This window comes from Polaromonas hydrogenivorans, assembly GCF_040105105.1.
GTDB classification, from domain to species: domain Bacteria; phylum Pseudomonadota; class Gammaproteobacteria; order Burkholderiales; family Burkholderiaceae_C; genus Polaromonas; species Polaromonas hydrogenivorans.
Genome location: NZ_CP157675.1, coordinates 3807357 through 3821632 on the forward strand (window position 1 = coordinate 3807357; position 14276 = coordinate 3821632).

A 14276-nucleotide genomic window follows, 5' to 3' on the forward strand; every position below is an offset into this window, starting at 1 on the left:
TGCAATGCCCGTCCGGGGCTGTTGTGATGACGAACTACCCAAGTCGGAGGAAATTTATGAGTGATCCTGTCAGGGTTGACCCCATGGTGGCCAAGGTTGAGGCCAACCCCAAGTACCACGAGCTTCGTAGAAAGCGCAACACCTTTGGCTGGTCCATGACCGCCCTCATGATGGTGGTGTACTACGGCTACATCGCGCTGATTGCGTTCAACAAGCCTTTTCTGGCGCAACCGATTGGCGCTGGCGTCACATCGCTGGGCGTTCCCATCGGCTTTGGCGTGATTGTTTTCACCATTGTCATCACCGGCATTTATGTTCGCCGCGCTAACGGCGAATACGACCGCCTGACCGCCGAAATTCTGAAAGAGGCTTCCAAATGAAGGCTGGACTCCAATTCCTGGCGGCCCTGACGGCGCTGCTCGCAGCCGCCGCAGCGCAAGCCGCAGGCGCCGACCTCGGACAGGTTGACAAGCAGCCGACCAACTGGGTGGCGATCAGCATGTTCGCCGTCTTTGTGGTGGGCACCCTGTTCATCACCAAGTGGGCAGCCTCCAAGACCAAGTCGGCAGCCGACTTCTACACCGGCGGCGGCGGCATCACCGGCTTCCAGAATGGCCTGGCGATTGCCGGCGACTACATGTCGGCCGCGTCCTTCCTGGGTATTTCCGCCGCCGTGATGGCCTCCGGCTACGACGGCCTGATCTACTCCATCGGCTTCCTGGTCGGCTGGCCGGTGATTACTTTCCTGATGGCCGAACGCCTGCGCAACTTGGGCAAGTTCACCTTTGCCGACGTGGCCGGCTATCGCTTCCAGCAAGCGCCGATCCGCATTTTTGCGGCCTCCGGCACGCTGGTCGTGGTGGCTTTCTACCTGATTGCACAGATGGTCGGTGCCGGCTCGCTGATCAAGCTGCTGTTCGGCCTGGAATACTGGATGGCCGTGGTGATCGTCGGCGCGCTGATGATGATTTACGTGCTGTTCGGCGGCATGACCGCCACCACCTGGGTGCAGATCATCAAGGCTTGTTTGCTGCTGGCCGGCGTGACCTTCATGGCCTTCATGGTCATGGCGCAGTTCGGCTTCAGCCCTGAAGCGCTGTTTGCCCGAGGCGTCGAGGTGAAAACCCAGCTGGCGGTCAACGGCGGCAAAACCGCAGAAGACGCGGCGGTCATTGGCCGCGCCATCATGGGCCCCGGCGGCTTCATCAAGGACCCGATCTCGGCGATTTCCTTCGGCATGGCGCTGATGTTCGGCACCGCCGGACTGCCGCACATCCTGATGCGCTTCTTCACCGTGCCTGACGCAAAAGAAGCGCGCAAGTCGGTGTTCTGGGCAACCACCTGGATCGGCTACTTCTACGTGCTGATTTTCATCATCGGCTTTGGCGCCATCACCCTGGTGCTGACCAACCCCGAGTTTGCGGACACCGCCAAGGGCATCATCAAGGGCGGCGGCGGATCGGCCAACATGGCAGCCGTGCTGGTGGCCAAGGCCGTCGGCGGCAACGTGTTCTACGGTTTCATCTCGGCCGTGGCTTTTGCGACGATTCTGGCTGTGGTGGCGGGCTTGACGCTGTCGGGCGCCTCTGCCGTGTCGCATGACCTGTATGCCACCGTCATCAAAAAGGGCAAGGCCGACAGCGCTTCCGAGCTGAAGGTTTCGCGCATGACAACGCTGGCACTCGGCCTGGTCGCCGTGGTCCTGGGCATCGCCTTTGAAAAGCAGAACATCGCCTTCATGGTGTCGCTGGCTTTCGCGATTGCCGCTTCGGCCAACTTCCCGGTGCTGTTCATGTCGGTGCTGTGGAAAGACTGCACCACCAAGGGCGCCGTGATTGGTGGTTTCCTGGGACTGATTTCCTCCGTGGGCCTGACCGTCGTGTCGCCGTCCGTGTGGGAAGCCGTGCTGGGCTATCCAAAGGGTTCAGCCTGGTTCCCTTACTCTTCGCCAGCCCTGTTCTCGATCAGCATCGGCTTCTTCGGCGTGTGGCTGTTCTCGGTTCTGGACCGCAGCCCGCAGGCCGCCAAGGAACGCGCCGCGTACAAGTCGCAGCAGGTTCGTTCCGAAACCGGCCTGGGTGCCTCGAAGTCTTCGGGCCACTAAGCCAGCGGGTGTTTAACCCTTGAGAGAAAAGCCGGGCACTGCCCGGCTTTTTTCATGGGAACGGAGTATCTTGTGATGTCCTTGGCCGAACTCACCACGCCATGCCGATGCCCGCCGCTCCGGCTATGACCAAACTCCAGCCCCACACGCCATCGAGGTTGAGCCAGGCGCGGCGCAGGAAGCGCAGTCCAAGATAGCGATACACGGCCCAGGCCATCGTCAGACCGGCAAGCATCATCGCCAGCGTATGCACCACTGCGACGACGACGGCGGTGGCAACGCTGGATTGCGCCAGATAGTTCATGACACTGACGTGGCCCACCCCGCGGGCTGTTGCAGCAGCAAACGCATCCATGGGGGCCGGCGCCGCGACACACAGACCCAGCATGAACGGCACCAGCATCAGCCCCGCCCCATGCGCGGTGGCCATCAGAAACGACCACCAGGCCAGTTGCGTCGGGCGAATCCGGGCCAGCGCGCGCGGGTGGCGCCGCGCTATGAGCTTGAAGATTCCGAACAACAGCACCAGCACGCCCGCGCCCAGGCGGATTGCGCGGCTCCACTCCACATACCAGTTGAGCCATGCAAACGGCACCAGGACCACCGCCATCGCCATGAAATGCCCTCCGCCCAGTGGCAGCAAGGTCGAAAACACGGCGCTGGCGCGCTGCTGCGCCATGCCGTTGGCCACCGCAAGCGGCCAGCCCATCGCGGGGTTGAGGCCGTGATAAAAACCGACCGCAACGATCGTGAGCCAGAGCGCCGCAGTCGCGGTCAACGGGGGTTCAGGCCGAGGGGTAGCAGAACGAATCGGTCGAGCAGTCGCCGCCCTGCAGGCGAATTTGATGCGCGGCGTAGTCCGGTCCGAAGTCGATATGGAACGCCGGATCGAGTTCGATGCCGCCATTCGCGCCCACGTTGCACATCACCTGCGCGCCCGGCACGCCGTCGGGGTAGAACTGCGCATCCCAGCTGCTGTAGAGCGAGTTGGTGAAATAAACCCGCTTGCCGTCGCGGCTGACCTCGGTCATCTGCGGGCCGCCGCCGAACGGCTTGCCGTTCGGGTGCCCGGCCTGCTGCACGATACCGCCGATGCGCACGCTGCCGGCCAGCGCCGGCTTCATCGGGTCGGTCACGTCATACTGCCGCAACTCGCCCGTGCCCCAGCAGGCGACGTACAGAAAGCGGTCGTCGAGCGAGAGGTCGATGTCGCTGATCAGCGGCGGCACGGCGCCGAAGCCCTTGAGCAGCGCGGGAAGTTGTGCCGCGTCGGCCGGCTCTGGCGGGATGGTGGCGGTTTTGCGGATGTGGAACTGGCCGTTTTCACGGTACCAGGTCCAGATCGAGCCTTCCAGGTTGGTGGTATCGACCACCACGCCGAGAAAGCCGTATTCGCGCACCGGGTCGTGCGCCGGGCGGACTTCGAGCGCCATCTGGTGGTTGGCGCCAAGGTCGATGGCCTGCACATGCTTGCGGTCGCGCAGATCCCAGAAATGCACCGAGTGGCCGTATTTGCCGGCGAGCAGATCCTGCGCGACCAGGCCGTTCTCAAACTGTGGCGGCAAGCCCCATTCGCTCGACACCATGTAGTCGCGCGGCAGGTTCCACCAGAAGTCGTAGTGCAGTTTTTGCGGGCCACGCTCGATTTCCCAGCGCCCGCGAATCTCGAAGGTCTCGCAGTCCAGGATGAAGACGCCCGGCGGCCCTTCGGTGCCGTCCTTGCCCGCGCCGCCCAGGGTGCTGATGTAGATGCCTTCGGGTCCGCAATGCACGGTGTGCGGCCGCGAATAGCCGGTCTTGCGAAACACCTCTTCAGGCTCGATGGTCTTGATGAGCCGAGGCTCGCGCGGGTTGGGCTGGGTATCGACGATATAGATGCGCGACGAGCGAATCCCCGGAATGATCAGGTAGCGGCGTTGGAGAAAAGGGTGGCCCGACAGGGGCGAGAGCGCCGAGCTGCAGGCGTTCCAGCCGAAGTGATGAAATTCGTCGCCGCGATGCGGCATGTCGAGCCGATGCAGCACCGTGCCGTAGGTTTTTGAAGTTGGGTCCACATCGACAGTCACCAGCGCATCGGGCCGTGACTGGTCGGGTGACAACAGCACTGTGTAGGCAATATGCTCCGCTTCGGCCTCCATGGCCAGTCGAGCGGAGGGGTGGAAGGTCGGGTCCGGACGCAATGTTTCCAGCATGGTCGTTCCTCCTAAAAAACTTCAGAAGTCACTGCCTTGGGCAGGGCGTCCAGCAGCGGGCCAAGACGCTGTGAACACTAAATTCTGCGCGCCGGTCTGCGTGAAGTCAAGGCGCCAGTGTTACCAGATTTAAGCCCGGCCTCACCCCGCCCGCAACTGCCGCAGCTTCAAGAAAGCCAGCGCCGCCATGATGGCGTCGTTCAGCGCGTCGTGGGCTGACCAGAGCGGCAGGTTCAGGTCTTTCATGAGGCTTTCAAAGCGCAGGTCAATCGAGCCGCTGTCGCGCGCATGGTGCGGCAACTGGTGGAACTTGTAGTCGTAATACAAGGAAGACACTTCGATTTTTGGCTGGGGCAGGCCCATGCCGAGCATCGGGAACAGCACCCGGTTGATCATGGCCAGGTCAAACTCCAGGTAGTAGCCCACCAGCGGCCGGCTGCCGATGAAATACATCAGCTTCATCATCGCCTCGTCGGCGCTGATGCCTTGCGCCACATCCTGCTCGCGCAGGCGATGCACGCGCACGCTTTCGGCGGTCAGGCGCCGCTTCTCGGGCCGCACCAGCAGCTCCAGCCGCTCGCTGGTCATGATGCGGTTGCCCCGGATGCGCACCGCGCCAATGGCGATGATGTCGTCGGTCCTGACGTTCAGTCCGGTGGTTTCGCAGTCCAGCGCCACCCATTCATTCTCGGGCGCCGGGTCCCACATGAAGCGAAAGCGCGGGTCGCCCAGGTGGTAGAGCAGCCATTCGCGCTTGAGCGCCGCGAACCAGCGCTTCGGCGGCAGGCGCGAGGCAGTCACATCGCCTCCAGGTGAAAGCGCTGGTTCAGCAAGGCCTTGAACTGCTTGACGACGCCCAGCGTGTCTTTCAGCAAGTCGCGGTCCAGGCTGCTGAGCTTGTCCAGCGCAATCTCGTCCGATGCCGCATGGCCGGTCTCTAACTGCTGCAAGCCGACCTTGAGCTTGAGCCCCATGAAGAAATGCAGGCTGTCGATCAGGTCATTGGCGAGTTTTTCAGGCAGCCGGCCGGCGGCCACCAGGGCCTGGGCGCGCTCCACGGTCGAGGTGGCGCTGACATGGTGGGCCAGGGCCAGGCTGCGTATGCCATGCACCAGCGGAAAGGTGCCGGCTTTCTTGATGTCCAGCGCTTCCTTGCCCTGGTCGCCCCGGAACAGCAGGCGGTTCCACCAGGCGCTGCTGTTGCCGAAGGCGTTGACGGCAGAGGCGAAGCGGGCCAGCATGGCATCGTTGTCGGCGGTCATGTCATACACCGCCGCCCGCACCTTGTCCAACAGCGTGCGGTCGCCGCACACCGCATGGGCATCGAGGAAGATGGCCAGCGCCATCAGGCCGTCGGTCGTGGCCGCCATCAGCCACAGGCGGGCCGTCTGGCTGAAATCGGTCACGCTCTGGCACCACTGCGGGTTGCTGACCATGATGTTGCCCGGGCACGGCGGGTAGCCAAAATCAGCCAGCGCCGCTGAAAACTGCCGGCACACCGCCGCCACATCGCAAGCCGGCTCGTAGCCATCGCGCAGCACCAGGCCGTTGTCCTGGTCGGTCTTGAGCAACTGCTCACCCCGGCCTTCGCTGCCCATCACGAACAGGCAGCTGTTGGCCACAAGGTCAGGCGGCGCAATCAGCTGCCAGGCGCGCTCGAACAGCTTGGCATTGAGTTCCTGCACCAGGCGGGCAATCATGTTGATATGCGTGCCGCTGCGCTGCAGCAGCGAAATCAGCCGGGTGATCTGCCCGGCCGCCTCTTGAAGGGCGGGCACATCCCGGGCTTCCAGTATCTGGACATTGATGAGGTAGGAGTGATTGGACAAAAAGCTGAACAGGTCCAGCGCTTCGAGCACGCCGGTGATGTGCTCGCCCTCGGCCACCACCACCCGATGCACCTTGTGCTTGATCATGACGGCCAGGGCATCGCCCAGCTGGTCGCTGGGCCGCACCTTGATCAGTGAAAAGTTGGTCAAGCCCCTGACGGCCAGGCGGTCCAGCGGCGTGCCGTCCAGAATTGCCCGCTGCAGCCCGGTCAGGGTAAAAATCCCCAGGGCCGGCGGCGAGACCTGCGAGTCACGCACCAGCAGGGTCGCGGTGCGCAGCGAATGAAACTGCCGGGTCACGTCCAGAATCGAGGTGTCGGCATCGACAAAATGCGGCGTGCGCACAAAAGCCTCATCGACCCGCGCCATCGTCAGCGACTGCAGCTCGTGCCGGCTTTGCCGCTCGGACAGGGCGCTGAGCTTGTTGGACAGGTCCGAGAACAGCAGCGCGCCAAAGGTCACATTGCCGGCGATCAGGTCGCTGACCGCCTGCCTGGCCAGCTGGTAGGCGACGACCTCCTCGGCCGCCACGAAGCGGCTGCTGACCTTGCCGGCCATCAGCCCCCGGCCATCGAAGCAGTCTTCGGGGCCATAAGTGGTGACCACGTCGTTTCCGTCGAACTGCTGCACGAAGCCCTTGATGATGACAAACAGGTGGGTCGGCTGCGCACCCGGCGCCAAAATGGTCGCGCCCTGGGGGAAATAGGCGATATCGACGCTGTCCTGGACCAGCAACTGCTCGTCCGGCGTGAGGCAGTCAAACGGCGAGGCCGAAAAATTGAATGCGCTGGGCATCGTGAACTCCCTGGGGTGGCTTGGTTCACCCGATTTTCCTCCCGCCGGGCAGGCGGTTTACTGACGCCGCAGGCCTTCCCGGACGCTGGCGCCCTCTTCCCAGGCCGGACCGTCAAACCAGGCATCGCCCTGCAAGTACGCCCGCAGCATCGGCAACGAATCCAGCCCCCAGAACAGCTTGCCGTCCACGATGAAAGCCGGCACGCCAAACACGCCGAGCGCGATAGCCTCGTCGGTATTGCGCTTGAGCTGCGTTTTGACCTCACCGCTGTCCAGCGCACGCGACGGCGCCAGCGCGCTGGTTAACGCCTGCAGGCGGGCCGGGTCGGTCGCCTCGTTGCCGCCACGCCAGACATGGCGAAAAATCGTTTCGCAGACATAGCGGTTGGGCGAAGCGGGCTCGGCTGCGGGACTGCAGGCCAGCGCCAGCCGCAGCACCGGCAAGGGGTTGAACGGATGGCTGGCCGGCATCCGCAGGGGAATGCCATGGCGGTGCGCCAGCCACAGCACCTGGCGGTAGGTCCAGTCGCGCTTGGGCGCGATTTCGGCCGGACCCAACTGGCCATGGTGCTTGAGCATGGCGCCGAACAGCACCGGCTTGTAGCTGAGGCTGTAGCTGATGCCTTGCAAGGCTTCGGGCAGCAACTCGAAGGCCAGGTAGGCGTAGGGCGAAATGAAATCGAGATGGCAGGTGATGTGCTTCAGTTCACCGGCCGGGGCTTGAGGATTTGGGTTCATGGAAGTCATGCCTGCAGGGCCGCCATGCGCTGCTCGATGCTTTTCCAGACAGCCCGCTTGCCCTCATCGGTCGCGCCGCTCCAGCCGGCAATCTCGTCGCGCGTGCGAAAGCAGCCTTCGCACAGCCCTGAGCTTGCGTTCATGCGGCATATGGAAATACAGGGCGACGACACATCAAGCGTCGTGCCCGGCGCCGGGGCGCGCAGCCTGACCAGGCTGATGGCGCGCTGCAGGTCCAGATTTTTCTCATCCTCGTCCACCGCCAGGTCCGCGACCGGCGCGCCGGTCAGGTCTTGCAGTTCCCAGGGCGACAGCTGGAACACGCCGTGCGGATGCCCGGCCGCCGCCCATATGTCGTCAAAGCGAAACAGCGACTGGTCGATCAGCGTGACCGATGGCGTGGCATGGGCCAGCGGCGAGACGCCGCCAATCGAAAAGCCGGTGCGGTTTTTGACGAATGCCGCATCGGCGCGCCCCAGCCGTTTGCCGTCCAGGCAGACCAGTGCCTCGACCTTCTTTTCATCGACGCGCCGGTCGCCCGAGGTCACGACCAGCACCGCCCTGTCGTCCGACTTGCGGCGAAAAATAATGCTTTTGGCAATCTGGCCAACGGCCACGCCCAGCGCATCGGCCGCCTGCTGCGCGGTGCGCGCGGCGTCATCGAGCATCACGGGCGCATGGCGATGGCCTTTGGATTGCAAAACCTCCGCCACACGTTGCACGCCCTCGGGAAGCATCTTGAGTTCAGCACCGCACATCAATTCATCCTCTTGTTCAGCAGGGCCGTCGCGGCGCGCGAGTTGGGCTGGCGACCGAGGAAATCGCTGATGAACTTGCCCGCGTCAATGAGTTTGTCCAGGTCGATGCCGGTTTCAATGCCCATGCCGTGCAGCAGATAGACCACGTCTTCCGTCGCCACATTGCCGGTCGCGCCCTTGGCGTAGGGGCAGCCGCCCAGGCCGGCCACCGAGGTGTCGAACTGCCAGACACCCATCTGCAGGGATGCCAGCGTGTTGGCCAGCGCCTGGCCATAGGTGTCATGGAAATGGCCCGACACGCCATCGAGGTCATAGTGCCTGAGCGCCGCTTCCATCGCGCGCTGCACCTTCAGCGGCGTGCCGACGCCAATCGTGTCGGCCACGCCGATGTGCTGCACGCCGATTTCCTTCATCAGGCGCGCCACCCTCTCGACCCGCTCCGGCGCAATCTCGCCTTCGTAAGGGCAGCCGACGCTGCAGGAAATGGAGCCGCGAACATAAATATTGCTGGCCCGGGCCGCTGCCACCACCGGCCGGAAGCGCTCGATGCTTTCGGCAATCGAGCAGTTGATGTTGCGCTGGCTGAAGGCTTCGCTGGCGGCGCCGAACACCACGATCTCGTCGGGCCACAGTTCGGGCGCTGGCTTCATCGCCGCCTCCAGCCCCTGCATGTTGGGCGTGAGCACCGAATAGCGCACGCCCGGCTTGCGCCGGATGCCGGCCATCACCTCAGCGTTGTCGGCCATCTGCGGCACCCACTTGGGCGAGACATAGCTGGTGACCTCGATTTCCGTGAGGCCGGCATCCTGCAGGCGATGCACGAGTTCGATTTTGACGGCGGCGGGAACGGGCGATTTTTCGTTCTGCAAGCCGTCGCGGGGACCGACATCGACAAGCTTGACTTTGGAAGGTAAATGCATGGTCATGGTTTCAATATCCTTTGTTCGGGTCCACCACACCGGCAAGGCTGGCAATCGGAGCGCCGCTTTCCAGCGCCCGGATTTTCCCGGCAATCTGGGCGATGCTTTCTTTGCGCAGCGTGCGGGCCGAGGTGTGCGGCGTGACGGTGATTTTCGGGTGTTTCCAGAACGGATGCGCCGCTGGCAGCGGCTCGGTGCGGAACACGTCCAGCGTGGCGCCCGCCAGATGGCCGCTGTCGATCAGCGCGATCAGGTCGTCATCGACCAGGTGGCTGCCGCGCGCCACGTTGATGACATAGCCGCCCGGCTGCAACCGGGCCAGCGTGTCCCGCCGCATGATGTTGTCGGTGTCGGGCGTGAGCGGCAGCAGGCAGACCAGGATGCGGCTGGCCGCCAGGAAGTCGTTGAACCCGGCCTCGCCCGAAAAGCACTGAACGCCGGGGATGACTTTGACCGACCGGCTCCAGCCCAGCACCGGAAACTCGAACTGCGCCAGTGCGCGCGCCACCCGCTCGCCCAGCACGCCCAGCCCCATCACGCCGACCGGAAAATCCCGGCGCAGGCGCGGCTTGCGGTATGACCATTTGCCCTCGGCCGCGTCGGCCTCGTAGCCGTCGAATTCCCGGAAATGCCGGATCACCGCATGGCACACGTATTCAGCCATCTGCACCGACATGCCGGCGTCATCGAGCTTGACGACCGGAACGCCGGGCGGCAGGCGCAGCTTCATCAGCGCATCGACACCGGCGCCGATGTTGAAGATGCCCTTGAGCTTCGTCTGCTCGTCGATGAACTGTTGAGGCGGCGTCCAGACCACGGCGTAATCGGCCGCCGGCGCGCCTGCAGACCAGGCCTCCACGTCAGCGCCGGGAAAAGCGGCACGCAGGCCATCCAGCCAGGGCTGGGCTTGGGTATCGGTACAGCAAAAACTGATGCGCATTGAGACTTCCAGAAAGTTCAGACAGCGATTTTGAGAAGCTCCGCCCCTTCGGTCACCTGGTCGCCGGGCGCATACATCAGCTCCTCGACCACGCCATCGGCGGGCGCTGCAATCGTGTGCTCCATTTTCATCGCTTCCATCACCGCCAGCGGCTGGCCCTTGCTGACCTTATCGCCGGCCTTGACGGAAAACGAGAGGATTTTGCCCGGCATGGGCGCGGTCAGGCGTCCGCCTTCGGTGTGGCTCTCGCCCGCGTGGGCCAGCAGGTCAATGGCGGTGATCTGGGTTGCGCCCCTGGCGGTAAAGACGTGGTCCACCTCGCCCTGGGTATAGACCGTTGCGCTCAGGCGCTGGCCGGCGAACTCGATGGCTATGCCCTGCCCGCTTCGGGCAAACACCAGCGGCCCCGACACATCGCCAACCGTTAATTGCAGAGCGCCGTCATGCAGGTAGGTCAACGCGGCTTTCGCCGGCTCGCCGTGGAAGTCGAACTCGAACGGCCGCTGCGTCACGCCATGTGTTTGCCAGCCATCGCGGCGGCTGAACGGGTCGGTCCCTTCGGTGGCTTTTTCGCTGAGCAGCGTCTGGGCAATCGCCGCGGCGGCGGCCAGGGGCAAACCGACCGGCTCCTGTTTGAACAGCACCGCCTCTTCGCGCGGAATCAGGGCCGTGTCCAGATTGGCCTGGGCAAACGACGGGCTGCGCACCACATAGCGCAGGAACTGCACATTGGTAGCCAGCCCGACGATGCGGGTCTGCGCCAGCGCTTCGTCCATGCGGGCCAGCGCCTCTTCGCGCGTCTGGCCATGCACGATGAGCTTGGCGACCATTGAGTCGTAAAACGGTGAAATGGTGTCGCCCTGGCGCACGCCGTCGTCAATTCGCACCGTTCCACGCTCAAACGCCGTGCACACCGGCTTGTCGTACACATGCAGTGTGCCGGTGGTGGGCAGAAAGTTGTTGTCCGGGTTCTCGGCGCAGATGCGGGCCTCGATGGCGTGGCCGTTGATCTTGAGCTGATCCTGCGCCAGCGGCAGCGGCTCGCCCGACGCGACGCGCAACTGCCACTCGACCAGGTCCAGCCCGGTGATGGCTTCGGTCACCGGATGCTCGACCTGCAGCCGGGTGTTCATTTCCATGAAGAAGAAATTCATGCTGCCATCAGCGCGCTGCTCGACGATGAATTCCACCGTGCCGGCACCGACGTAGTTCACCGCACGCGCGGCGGCAACGGCGGCCAGCCCCATCTGCTGGCGCATCTCGGGCGACAGGCCGGGCGCCGGCGCTTCTTCGAGCACCTTCTGGTGGCGGCGCTGCACCGAGCAGTCGCGCTCGAACAGGTAAACGTAGTTGCCGTGCATGTCGCCGAACACCTGGATCTCGATGTGGCGCGGGCGCTGGGCGTACTTTTCAACCAGCACGGTGTCGTTGCCAAAGCTGTTGATGGCTTCGCGCTTGCAGGAGGCCAGCGCGGCGGCGAAATCTTCTGATTTTTCAACCGCGCGCATGCCCTTGCCGCCGCCGCCCGCGCTGGCCTTGATCAGCACCGGGTAGCCGATGCGGTCCGCCTCGTGCTTGAGCATCACCGGGTCCTGGTCCGCGCCGTGGTAGCCGGGCACCAGCGGAACGCCGGCCTTCTCCATCAGCTGTTTCGATTCAGCCTTCAGGCCCATGGCCTTGATGGCCGACGCCGGGGGGCCGATGAAGACCAGCCCGGCCTCGGCGCAGGCTTTTGCAAATTCCTCGTTCTCGCTCAGGAAGCCATAGCCGGGGTGAATCGCCTCGGCGCCCGTCGCCTTGGCGGCTTCGATGATGCGTTCCCAGCGCAGGTAGCTGTCCTTGGGCGCGCTGCCGCCGATGTGCACGGCTTCGTCGCAATAGCCCACATGCTTGGCGCTGGCGTCGGCATCCGAATACACCGCCACGGTCTTGATGGCCATGCGGCGGGCGGTGGCGGCAACGCGGCAGGCGATTTCACCGCGATTGGCAATGAGGATTTTTTTAAACATGGGGGTCGTTCTTTGAAAAAGGGGACTTCAGGGTAAAAGCGGGCGGCAATCCGGCATCGGGCTTGCCGCTGAAAATACGCGCCACGCGGGCAAACAGCTGGGTCAAAAAGCGCCAGCAAAGGCGGATCAGCCAGATGCTGAGCACCAGCACCAGCGCCAGCAAGGGGATGAAGACAAAGGGATGGGCAACAGCCAGCCACAGCCCCGCCGGAACCAGGCTGTCCTCGACCAGCGAGGTGCCGATGTTGGTGAAAGGCTCGGGCGAGGTGTTGATGGCTGCGCGGCTGGTGGCCTTGGCGGCATGGCTGGTCGCGGCGAGCGTGCCGCCGACCAGCGCCGCCGCCAGCCCCATCGCGCTGCTGTCGGCGCCAAAGACGCCGGCCGCCAAGGCAGCGCCGGCCGGGATGCGGATGACGGTATGCACCACGTCCCAGAGCGAATCAAGCCCCGGAATCTTGTCGGCGAAGAACTCGACAAACACCATGAAGCCGCTGGCGCCCAGCACCACCGGATTCGCCAGCAGGTGCAGCCCCTGCGGCAGTTCCATCCAGCCCATGTAACCCGCCAGTCCGGTCAGCAGCATCACCAGATACAGGCGCACGCCGCTGGCCCAGCCCAGGGCGCCAGCCAAAGCGATCAGTTGAGCGGTGTCGAGTGCTTGCATGGTGGAGCCCTTTCAGGAAGTCAGGCCAGCCAGGACGGCTTGCGTTTTTGCAGGAAGGACTGCACGCCCTCCCTGCCTTCGCTGCTGGTGCGGATGTCGGCAATGCCTTCGACGGTGCGGCCGATCAGCGGCGCCTCGATGCCCTGTCCGGCCACTTCCTGCACCAGCATCTTGCAGCTTCGCACCGCATTCGGGCTGGCATTGACCAGCGCATTCGTCAATTCCGCCACCTTGGCATCAAGCGCGTCGGCGCCGACCACTTCATGCACGAAGCCGATGCGGTGCGCTTCCCTGGCATCGAAGCGCTCGGCGGTCAAAAAGTAGCGGTGCGCCGCCCGCGCACCCATAGCGCGAATCACGTAGGGGCTGATGGTGGCCGGAATCAGCCCCAGCTTGACCTCGCTCAGGCAGAAGTTCGCCGTATCGACGCTGACCGCCATGTCGCAGGCCGCCACCAGCCCCATGCCGCCGGCATACACATCGCCCTGGATGCGGGCGATGGTCGGCTTGGGGCATTCGTACATCACGCGCAGCATCTCGGCCAGCGCGGCAGCGTCGGCGAGGTTCTCGGCGCGGGTGTAGTCGGCCATGCGGCGCATCCAGTTCAAATCGGCGCCGGCGCAAAAGGCCGGGCCGATGGCGGCGAGCACCACGGCGCGCACCTCGGCGCGCGCAGCCATTTCCTGAAAGGCTGCTGTGATCTCGGCAATCACCTCGTCGTTGAACGCATTGCGCACGTCGGGGCGGTTGAGCGTGATGCGGGCCACGGCGCCGTCATAAGAAATTTCAAGGCTGGCGCTCATGCGGGTGACTCCTGGGGTGGCTGGGTTTGCAAAAAATACACCATGTCCAGCTCCGGGCAAGGCCGGCCCAGTGCGGTGAGTGCGGCCGTGATCTGGCCGCGATGGTGCGTGCCGTGGTTGAAGACATGCCCCAGCGTGGCGGCAAACGGCAGCGAAGCCGGCTGGCCACGCATGGTGGTGTAGTTCAGCAGGCCGTCGAAGCGCTCGGGCGACAGGCTGGCAATCAGCGGCTCCCAGCGGCGTGCCCCGGCCAGCAGCTGAGCGGCCAGCGCCTGCCGCTCAGGCACCAGGTCCGCATTGAGCGCCACCACGGGCGAGACGCCTTCGGCAAAGCGGCGAAACCACAGTTGGTGCTCGCCCACCAGCAGATGGGCCAGCGTGCCGTGGATGCTGCGAAAGAACAGGCCCGCATCGCGCCGGTAGTCGCCCTCCGATACATCGGCCACCGCCTCCAGCAGCCGTTCCGTGGCCCAGACGTTGTAGCGCGCCAGGGTGGCGAAATAAACATTGAGGTTCATGGCTTG

14 protein-coding genes are annotated in these 14276 nt (G+C 64.3%); 2 read left to right on the forward strand and 12 right to left on the reverse strand.

Annotation, left to right across the window (positions count from 1 at the left end):
* Positions 1-56: 56 nt before the first annotated feature.
* Both ABLV49_RS18350 and ABLV49_RS18355 read left to right on the forward strand, forming a co-directional pair.
* Positions 57-380 (forward strand): DUF485 domain-containing protein, encoded by a 324-nt coding sequence (locus ABLV49_RS18350; RefSeq protein ID WP_041376474.1) that lies wholly within the window; start codon positions 57-59, stop codon positions 378-380.
* Positions 377-2104 carry a cation acetate symporter gene (locus ABLV49_RS18355; protein WP_349278697.1) on the forward strand — a complete coding sequence of 576 codons (1728 nt, stop codon included), beginning with the start codon at positions 377-379 and terminating at the stop codon, positions 2102-2104. The genes ABLV49_RS18350 and ABLV49_RS18355 overlap by 4 nt, the downstream gene beginning before the upstream one ends.
* A gap of 91 nt (positions 2105-2195) precedes the next feature.
* Here ABLV49_RS18355 and ABLV49_RS18360 read toward each other — a convergent pair whose 3' ends face one another.
* The 12 genes from ABLV49_RS18360 to ABLV49_RS18415 form a co-directional block, all read right to left on the reverse strand.
* A complete protein-coding gene (locus tag ABLV49_RS18360) occupies positions 2196-2813 on the reverse strand; it encodes a hypothetical protein (protein ID WP_349278699.1) in 618 nt (205 codons plus the stop codon).
* Positions 2814-2889: 76 nt separating this feature from the next.
* A complete protein-coding gene (locus tag ABLV49_RS18365; RefSeq protein ID WP_349278700.1) occupies positions 2890-4296 on the reverse strand; it encodes a selenium-binding protein SBP56-related protein in 1407 nt (468 codons plus the stop codon).
* Positions 4297-4437: 141 nt separating this feature from the next.
* Positions 4438-5097, reverse strand: coding sequence for a 3'-5' exonuclease (locus ABLV49_RS18370; RefSeq protein ID WP_349278702.1), 660 nt, complete (start codon positions 5095-5097; stop codon positions 4438-4440).
* Complete coding sequence (locus tag ABLV49_RS18375; protein WP_349278704.1) at positions 5094-6920, reverse strand: DUF294 nucleotidyltransferase-like domain-containing protein; 1827 nt, start codon at positions 6918-6920, stop codon at positions 5094-5096. Before ABLV49_RS18375 ends, ABLV49_RS18370 begins: the two co-directional genes overlap by 4 nt.
* 57 nt (positions 6921-6977) lie before the next feature.
* On the reverse strand, positions 6978-7625 hold the full coding sequence (locus ABLV49_RS18380) for a 2-hydroxychromene-2-carboxylate isomerase (protein ID WP_349281783.1): 648 nt from the start codon (positions 7623-7625) through the stop codon (positions 6978-6980).
* A 38-nt stretch (positions 7626-7663) separates the two neighbouring features.
* Positions 7664-8416, reverse strand: a complete 753-nt coding sequence (locus tag ABLV49_RS18385) for a YbaK/EbsC family protein (protein ID WP_349278706.1) — start codon at positions 8414-8416, stop codon at positions 7664-7666.
* The gene (locus ABLV49_RS18390) at positions 8416-9336 is read right to left on the reverse strand and encodes a hydroxymethylglutaryl-CoA lyase (protein WP_349281785.1); all 921 of its coding nucleotides are present in this window, start codon (positions 9334-9336) and stop codon (positions 8416-8418) included. The genes ABLV49_RS18385 and ABLV49_RS18390 overlap by 1 nt, the downstream gene beginning before the upstream one ends.
* A gap of 10 nt (positions 9337-9346) precedes the next feature.
* Positions 9347-10276 carry a 2-hydroxyacid dehydrogenase gene (locus ABLV49_RS18395; RefSeq protein WP_349278708.1) on the reverse strand — a complete coding sequence of 310 codons (930 nt, stop codon included), beginning with the start codon at positions 10274-10276 and terminating at the stop codon, positions 9347-9349.
* 17 nt (positions 10277-10293) lie between these two features.
* Complete coding sequence (locus ABLV49_RS18400; protein WP_349278710.1) at positions 10294-12285, reverse strand: acetyl/propionyl/methylcrotonyl-CoA carboxylase subunit alpha; 1992 nt, start codon at positions 12283-12285, stop codon at positions 10294-10296.
* Positions 12278-12949: a DUF4126 domain-containing protein gene (locus ABLV49_RS18405; RefSeq protein WP_349278711.1), complete on the reverse strand. Its 672-nt coding sequence runs from the start codon at positions 12947-12949 to the stop codon at positions 12278-12280. Before ABLV49_RS18405 ends, ABLV49_RS18400 begins: the two co-directional genes overlap by 8 nt.
* A 20-nt stretch (positions 12950-12969) precedes the next feature.
* A complete protein-coding gene (locus ABLV49_RS18410; RefSeq protein WP_349278713.1) occupies positions 12970-13752 on the reverse strand; it encodes an enoyl-CoA hydratase/isomerase family protein in 783 nt (260 codons plus the stop codon).
* Positions 13749-14270, reverse strand: coding sequence for a DinB family protein (locus tag ABLV49_RS18415; protein WP_349278715.1), 522 nt, complete (start codon positions 14268-14270; stop codon positions 13749-13751). Before ABLV49_RS18415 ends, ABLV49_RS18410 begins: the two co-directional genes overlap by 4 nt.
* Between the last annotated feature and the right edge of the window lie 6 nt (positions 14271-14276).

Bases quoted from the DNA above. Each gene is read 5' to 3' on its own strand.
- ABLV49_RS18350 (WP_041376474.1), top strand. From the start codon at position 57: ATGAGTGATCCTGTCAGGGTTGACCCCATGGTGGCCAAGGTTGAGGCC.
- ABLV49_RS18355 (WP_349278697.1), top strand. From the start codon at position 377: ATGAAGGCTGGACTCCAATTCCTGGCGGCCCTGACGGCGCTGCTCGCA.
- ABLV49_RS18360 (WP_349278699.1), bottom strand. From the start codon at position 2,813: ATGGGCTGGCCGCTTGCGGTGGCCAACGGCATGGCGCAGCAGCGCGCC.
- ABLV49_RS18365 (WP_349278700.1), bottom strand. From the start codon at position 4,296: ATGCTGGAAACATTGCGTCCGGACCCGACCTTCCACCCCTCCGCTCGA.
- ABLV49_RS18375 (WP_349278704.1), bottom strand. From the start codon at position 6,920: ATGCCCAGCGCATTCAATTTTTCGGCCTCGCCGTTTGACTGCCTCACG.
- ABLV49_RS18385 (WP_349278706.1), bottom strand. From the start codon at position 8,416: ATGTGCGGTGCTGAACTCAAGATGCTTCCCGAGGGCGTGCAACGTGTG.
- ABLV49_RS18390 (WP_349281785.1), bottom strand. From the start codon at position 9,336: ATGCATTTACCTTCCAAAGTCAAGCTTGTCGATGTCGGTCCCCGCGAC.
- ABLV49_RS18395 (WP_349278708.1), bottom strand. From the start codon at position 10,276: ATGCGCATCAGTTTTTGCTGTACCGATACCCAAGCCCAGCCCTGGCTG.
- ABLV49_RS18400 (WP_349278710.1), bottom strand. From the start codon at position 12,285: ATGTTTAAAAAAATCCTCATTGCCAATCGCGGTGAAATCGCCTGCCGC.
- ABLV49_RS18405 (WP_349278711.1), bottom strand. From the start codon at position 12,949: ATGCAAGCACTCGACACCGCTCAACTGATCGCTTTGGCTGGCGCCCTG.
- ABLV49_RS18410 (WP_349278713.1), bottom strand. From the start codon at position 13,752: ATGAGCGCCAGCCTTGAAATTTCTTATGACGGCGCCGTGGCCCGCATC.
- ABLV49_RS18415 (WP_349278715.1), bottom strand. From the start codon at position 14,270: ATGAACCTCAATGTTTATTTCGCCACCCTGGCGCGCTACAACGTCTGG.